1 protein-coding gene is annotated in these 249 nt (G+C 65.9%); it reads right to left on the reverse strand.

What is annotated here, in order from left to right:
• A partial coding sequence (locus NCR39_RS29230; RefSeq protein WP_502800294.1) for a DUF2000 family protein occupies nt 1-249 on the reverse strand: 249 nt, incomplete at both ends.

Raw genomic sequence — 249 nt, forward strand, 5'->3', positions numbered from 1 at the left:
ATCGTGCCCGGTGGAAAACATCGCGTGAACATACGGCACGATTCTGAGTTCGCGCGTGATCGCCTGTCGATGCGCGGCTTGCAGACCGGACAGATCGGCGGCGAACACGAGCATCGGCTGGCCCAGCATGCGGCCGTAGCGATGTCCGGCGGCGTCCTCGTAAGGCTCGCCGAGCGCTTCGGGCACCGCGGCCGCGACGCCGGTCGCGAGAAAGGCGACGACATTGAGCTTTTGCCAGACGGGCAGATC

The sequence above is a fragment of the Caballeronia sp. ATUFL_M2_KS44 genome, from assembly GCF_023630965.1.
GTDB lineage: Bacteria > Pseudomonadota > Gammaproteobacteria > Burkholderiales > Burkholderiaceae > Caballeronia > Caballeronia concitans.